The following is a 6,069-nucleotide window of genomic DNA, read 5'->3' on the forward strand; positions in this document are numbered from 1 at the left end:
CAGAATCCCGCCCACCGCACGGGCGCCGGCCACAAACCGGCGCCCGTTATTTTTTGCCCCCTACTCCGGATACCTGACTTCCAGGATATCCAGTTCGTCGATCCCCGCAGGCGTGCGCAGCACCACCGTGTCGCCTTCGCGCGCCTTGATCAGCGCGCGCGCCACCGGCGAAATCCAGCTGATCTTGCCAGCCAGGGGTTCGGCTTCGTCCACGCCCACGATGGTGACGGTGTGCTCCTCGCCCGCCTTGTCCACATAGACGACGGTTGCGCCGAAGAAGGCCTGGTCGCGATTGGGCTGGGCCTTGGGATCGACGACCTCGGCGATGTCCAGCCGCTTGGTCAAAAAGCGCATGCGCCGGTCGATCTCGCGCAGGCGCTTCTTGCCGTAGAGGTAATCGCCGTTTTCCGAGCGGTCGCCGTTGGACGCGGCCCACGACACCACCTGCACGACAGCCGGACGCTCCACGTTCATGAGCTGCGTCAATTCAGCGCGCAGGCGTTCGTAGCCCTCGGGCGTCATGTAGTTCTTGGTGCCGGCCGGCAGCGCCTGGGCCTGCGGCAGATCGTCGTCGTCCTCGTGGTCGGACTCTTTAACAAATGCTTTGTTCATGGCGGTTGCGTCGCGATGGCGCGATCACTGTCGATGGCTTGCAGGATGGGCGGCCAGGGCCGCCCGCGTCAGAACCAGTCGTGCCAGACCGGTTTCAGGTCGGATGGCAGGGGCGGCAGGCAGCCCAGGTCCATCCGGCTTTCCTTGGGACTGTGGAAGTCCGACCCGCGCGAGGCCAGGAACCCGTAGCGGCGCGCCACGTCGGCGTACTGGCGGGCCTCTTCGACGGTATGGCTGCCCGTGTTGACCTCGATGCCCACGCCGCCCAACTGCAGGAATTCGTCGAACAGCGCGGCGAACTGCAGCGGCGTGTACTTGTAGCGGCCGGGATGCGCAATGACGGCCTGCCCGCCCGCGCCGCGTATCCAGCCGACGGCATCGGCCAGCGTGGCCCACTGCATGGGCACATGGCCGGGGCAATCGTCGCCCAGGTGTTTGTTGAAAACGGTCTGCACGTCGGGGCAATAGCCGGCTTGCACCAGGTAGCGCGCAAAATGGGTGCGGCTGATCAGTTCGGGATTGCCGGCGAAGGGCAGCGCGCCTTCGTAGGCGCCCGGCATGCCCATGTCCGCCAGGCGTTCGCCGATGCGTCGGGCACGCTCGGCGCGGCCGGAGCGCGTCTTGCGCAGGCCTTCGATGAGCGTCGCGTTGTCGGGATCGAAGCGCAGGCCCACGATATGCACGGTCAGGCCGGCCCAGGTGACGGAGATCTCGACCCCCGTGGCAAAGCGCATGCCCAGTTCCTGGGCCGCGGCGGCGGCCTCGGCGATGCCGCCGACTTCGTCATGGTCGGTCAACGCCCAGACATCGACGCCATTGGCGAACGCCCGCTGCGCCACGTCCCGGGGCGCGAGCGCGCCGTCCGAGACGGTGGAATGGCAATGCAGGTCTATGTTCAAGGTGGGCGATTTCATGCGGCTATTGTAGAGAAGGCCCGGCGGCACGCCTAGCTCCGTGCCGTCCCCACATTGCCGCGCGCCGGTCAGCCCAGCAGGAAATCCGCCACCGGCTCCACCTGCTCGTGCGCGATCAGCGTCGGCGCGTGGCCCACGCCGGCCACCTCGTGCGCCCGCGAGCGCGGGTTGCGCTTGAGCATTTCGTCGACGGTGGCGCGCGTCAGCAGATCGGAAAGTTCGCCGCGCACGACCAGGATCGGGCAATCCAGGGCATCATAGGACCGCCACAAGAGCTGCTCGCCCGCGGCCAGTTCTTCCGGCGTCTGCGCCGCCAGGACCTGGGCGATCGCCAGATCGTAATGCTTGACCCACTTTCCCCCCTGTTCCGGGTACAGGTGCCTGGCCAGTTCAGCCCACTGGGCGTCGGTGTGCGGACCGAAGGTTTCGGAGTTGGCGCGCATCGTGGCCACCGCCTCTTCGAACGTGGCGAACTCCCCCGGCGCGCCCACGTATTGGCCAATCCGCGACAGCGCGCCGTTCTCCAGGCGCGGCCCCACGTCGTTGAGCACCATCTTGTCCAGCCGCAGGCCCTGGGCGGGCGGCAACATCCCGGCATGCGGGCGCATCGCCAGCATGGCCTTGGCAAAGGCGGCGGCGCCCGACAGCGCCATGCCGATCAGTCCGCCCATCGACGTGCCCACCCAGGACAGGTTGGCGGGCCGCAGGCGCGCGATGAGGGTCACCATGTCCGCCACGTACTGCGGCACGGTGTAGAACGCCGGATTGACCAGCCAGTCCGACCGGCCGCGTCCCACCACGTCGGGGCAGACCACGCGGTAATGGCCAGCCAGCCGGCGCGCCAGCGCATCGAAATCGCGCCCGCTGCGGGTCAGGCCATGCACGCAGAGCAGCACGCGGTCGTTGGCGGGATCGCCCCACTCCCAATAGGCCATGCGATGCAGGCCGGCCGGGCTGGCGCAGTTGACGAAATCCAAACGGGGTTCCAGGCGGGCTTCCACTTCTATCGACTCCACGGATCTGCGCACGGCGGCGCGCTCTGGCCGCTATGTTATAGGAGCCCGGTACGGACTGCTCTGGACTATCGCGCCGGTCGTGGCTACGATCCTTGCAACCGCACCGCGCCCGGCTGGCCCCAGCGCGCCGGACATTGCCCTGGGCTATGGGCGCGATGCAATCATTAAATTGGAGTTGCACACCCTTCAGGGCGCACAGTAAAAAGCTTCAGGCATTGCCAGATCAGTCATCCCAAAATTGATATGGAGTCCGTATGCAGCAAAGCAGTCCCCTTTCTCCGCTGACCGACCAGCCTGCCGGTCAACCCAGCACCGCCTCCCCTCCCCCCGCCCCCCCCAAGGTCCTGCAGGACCTGATGGCGCGCGCCGACGTGCAGATCAACGGCTCGCGGCCGTGGGATATGCAGGTTCATGACAAGCACATGTACGAGCGGGTGTTCGCCAGCTGGTCATTGGGACTGGGCGAATCCTACATGGATGGCGAATGGGACTGCGACGCGCTGGACGAACTGTTCACGCGCCTGCTGCGCGCCGACATGGGATCGGCGGCCCTGGGCGTGGCGCGCATCAAGCTGATTGCCGAACACCTGCGCCACAAGCTGTTCAACCTGCAGTCCAAGCACCGGGCGTTCGAAGTCGGCGAACAGCACTACGACGCGGGCAACGACGTGTTCGAAGCCATGCTGGACAGCCGGATGATCTACTCCTGCGCCTACTGGGAACATGCCCAGACGCTGGAAGAGGCGCAGGTCGCCAAGCTGGACATGATCTGCCGAAAGCTGCAACTGAAAGAAGGCGAGACGCTGCTGGACATTGGCTGCGGCTGGGGGGGACTGGCCAAGTTCGCGGCCGAGCGCTATGGCGTCAAGGTCACGGGCGTCACGGTGTCCAAGGAGCAGCTTGCCCTGGCGCAGGAACGCGTGAAGGGCCTGCCGGTGGAACTGCTGCTGCAGGACTACCGGGACCTGCAGGGCCGCTTCGACAAGGTGGTCTCGGTGGGCATGTTCGAACACGTCGGCCCGAAGAACTACGACACCTACTTCACCCATGTGCAGCGGCTGATGGCGCCGGAAGGCGTATTCCTGCTGCACACGATCGGCATCGCCGCCACCAGCCAGAGCACCGATCCGTGGATCGACCGCTACGTCTTCCCGAACGGCAAGCTGCCGTCGGCGCGCGAGATCACGACCGCCGTGGAAAACCGCTTCATCATCGAAGACTGGCACAACTTCGGCGCCGACTATGACCGCACGCTGATGGCCTGGTGGGAGCGCTTCGAGCGCGCCTGGCCCGCACTGGAACCGCGCTACGGCACCCGGTTCTACCGGATGTGGAAGTACTACCTGATGTGTTGCGCCGGGTTCTTCCGGTCGCGCGAGGGCCAGCTCTGGCAGGTGGTGCTGACGCATCCGCAGCGGCAGGAGACGTATCGGTCGTTGCGCTGACGCGAGTGGCTGGCGCCTCGATCCGCCTGCAGGAGTGCGGCACGGGAATGCGTTGATGGCAAGTTTCCAGACTCGTTCCGTGAACCCAGGCGGGCCAGATTTGACCCGCCTGGGCCAAATCTGGCCCGATATGTTTTCTTATTTATCAATAACTTATCGATGATCGGGTCAAATTTGGCCCGATTTTTCGTTCAGATCGCGGCTTTTCACGGGCCGCAATGCCGCAAGGCAGGCTGATTCGTGCCGGATTCAGCCCTAAGCCCCTGATTTCTCATTGGTTTTCCACGCGCCACGCAACCTGGCACGGATTTCGCATATGTCGCCGCATTCCCTCAACCGGAATGCCTTGGGCCTCGTCTTCGGGCCTTGGCGTCGACACCGGACTCCGTCATGCGAAACCTGCGCGGCACCCACGCCCATCACGCTCCCCGATCATCGGATCTGCGGTTCACGCTTTCTCCGTCCGCCGCCGGCGTGGAATTCGATGTCATCGAGTTCACGCTGGACGAAGCCTTGTGCGAGACCTTTCTCTTGCGCGTGGAGTTGTCCAGCTTCGATGCGGCCGTGGAATTTGGCGTGCTGCTGGACCAGCCCGCGCTCTTCACGATCTGGCGCGGGGCTGCGCCTGTGCGCCACGTTCACGGCATCGTCACGGGGTTTGAACAGGGCGACACGGGCTTTCGCCGCACCCGCTACCGGGCCGTCGTCGAACCTGCGCTGGCGCGCGCGTCGCTGTGCTCCGACTGGCGCATCTTCCAGCAGCAGTCGGTGCCGGAGATCGTGGATCAGGTCATCAAGTCCCACGGCATCACGGACTATGAACAGGTCACGACCCACGAATACCTCCCACGCGAATACTGTGTCCAAGCCGGCGACACGGACCTGCGGTTCCTAGACCGGCTCGCGGCCGAAGAGGGATTCTTCTACCGCTTCGAACACACCGACAAGGGCCACCGCCTGATCCACGGTGATCGCATCTACGTCCATGGCGCGATCGATGGGGGACCGGTCACCTACAACCCCACACCCGGCGGCGATCAACCCGAGCCCGCACTGCGCCGATTCACGTACGCCGAACACGTGCGCACCGCGCGCCAGACGCAACGCGACTACACCTACACCCACCCACAGTACGACCAAGAGCATTCGGCGTTAGCGCGCGAACTGGATCACCAGGATTCCCGCTACGAACGCTACGACTACCCCGGCCGCTACAAGCGGGACGAAGCCGGCAAGCCCTTCACCCACAGCCGCCTCCTCGGTCTACGGCGCGACGCCCGCATGGCCCGTGTCGAAGGCGACGACGCGCGCCTCGTACCCGGCGTGGCGTTCGACCTGACCGGCCACCCGCGCGAAGACTGGAACCACGGCTGGCGCCCGGTGCGCATGCAGCACCACGGCATCCAGCACACCAGCCAGCAGGAAGAAGGCGCCGACGCCGCGCAAGGCACCCAATACCGCTACACCGCCGACATCGTGCCGGACAAGGTGGACTGGAAGCCGGAACCGGCCCCCAAACCCCGCATCGACGGCCCGCAGATCGCCTCGGTCGTCGGGCCCGCCAACGAAGAGATCTACTGCGATGCATACGGCCGCGTGAAGGTCCAGTTCCCCTGGGACCGATTGGGCCGCAATGACGAACACAGCTCCTGCTGGATCCGCGTCTCGCAGAACTGGGCCGGTGCGGCCTGGGGCCATATGGCCATCCCGCGCATCGGCCAGGAAGTGATCGTGGACTTCCTGGATGGGGATTGCGACCAGCCCATCATCACGGGCAGGACGTATCGGGCGACCAACCTGCCGCCGTACGCGCTGCCCCGCCACAACATCCTGAACACCGTCAAGACCAAGGAGCACAAGGGCAGCCGGGCCAACGAGCTGCGCCTGGACGACACCTCGGGCCAGATCAGCGCCGCGCTGATGAGCGAACACGCGGCCACGGCGCTCAACCTTGGCTATCTCACCCACCCCAGGCCATCGGGCGGCGTGCCGCGCGGCCAAGGCTTCGAATTGCGCACGGACGCGCATGGCGTGTTGCGCGCAGGCGGCGGCCTGCTGCTCACCACCGAGATGCGCGCCAAT

5 protein-coding genes are annotated in these 6,069 nt (G+C 65.8%); 2 read left to right on the forward strand and 3 right to left on the reverse strand.

Annotated features, from left to right (window positions below):
* Positions 1 to 60: 60 nt before the first annotated feature.
* From greB to BMW75_RS08750, 3 genes are all read right to left on the reverse strand, one after another.
* Positions 61 to 612 (reverse strand): transcription elongation factor GreB, encoded by a 552-nt coding sequence (gene greB, locus BMW75_RS08740; protein ID WP_092578592.1) that lies wholly within the window; start codon positions 610 to 612, stop codon positions 61 to 63.
* Between the two features lie 68 nt (positions 613 to 680).
* Entirely contained in the window at positions 681 to 1,526 is an 846-nt protein-coding gene (locus BMW75_RS08745) for a 3',5'-nucleoside bisphosphate phosphatase (RefSeq protein WP_076520456.1), read from the reverse strand.
* A gap of 68 nt (positions 1,527 to 1,594) precedes the next feature.
* On the reverse strand, positions 1,595 to 2,461 hold the full coding sequence (locus BMW75_RS08750) for an alpha/beta fold hydrolase (RefSeq protein WP_254791971.1): 867 nt from the start codon (positions 2,459 to 2,461) through the stop codon (positions 1,595 to 1,597).
* Positions 2,462 to 2,796: 335 nt separating this feature from the next.
* On the opposite strand from BMW75_RS08750, the gene cfa reads away from it, so the two are divergent.
* Complete coding sequence (gene cfa, locus BMW75_RS08755) at positions 2,797 to 3,987, forward strand: cyclopropane fatty acyl phospholipid synthase (protein WP_083714301.1); 1,191 nt, start codon at positions 2,797 to 2,799, stop codon at positions 3,985 to 3,987.
* A 390-nt stretch (positions 3,988 to 4,377) separates the two neighbouring features.
* On the forward strand, positions 4,378 to 6,069 hold a 1,692-nt coding region (locus tag BMW75_RS08760), incomplete at its 3' end, for a type VI secretion system Vgr family protein (protein ID WP_139208508.1).

The sequence above is a fragment of the Achromobacter sp. NFACC18-2 genome, assembly GCF_900108985.1.
GTDB lineage: Bacteria > Pseudomonadota > Gammaproteobacteria > Burkholderiales > Burkholderiaceae_B > Achromobacter.

Excerpts from the sequence above, each read along its gene's own strand:
- greB (WP_092578592.1), bottom strand. The coding sequence starts at position 612 with ATGAACAAAGCATTTGTTAAAGAGTCCGACCACGAGGACGACGACGAT.
- BMW75_RS08745 (WP_076520456.1), bottom strand. The coding sequence starts at position 1,526 with ATGAAATCGCCCACCTTGAACATAGACCTGCATTGCCATTCCACCGTC.
- BMW75_RS08750 (WP_254791971.1), bottom strand. The coding sequence starts at position 2,461 with ATGGCCTATTGGGAGTGGGGCGATCCCGCCAACGACCGCGTGCTGCTC.
- cfa (WP_083714301.1), top strand. The coding sequence starts at position 2,797 with ATGCAGCAAAGCAGTCCCCTTTCTCCGCTGACCGACCAGCCTGCCGGT.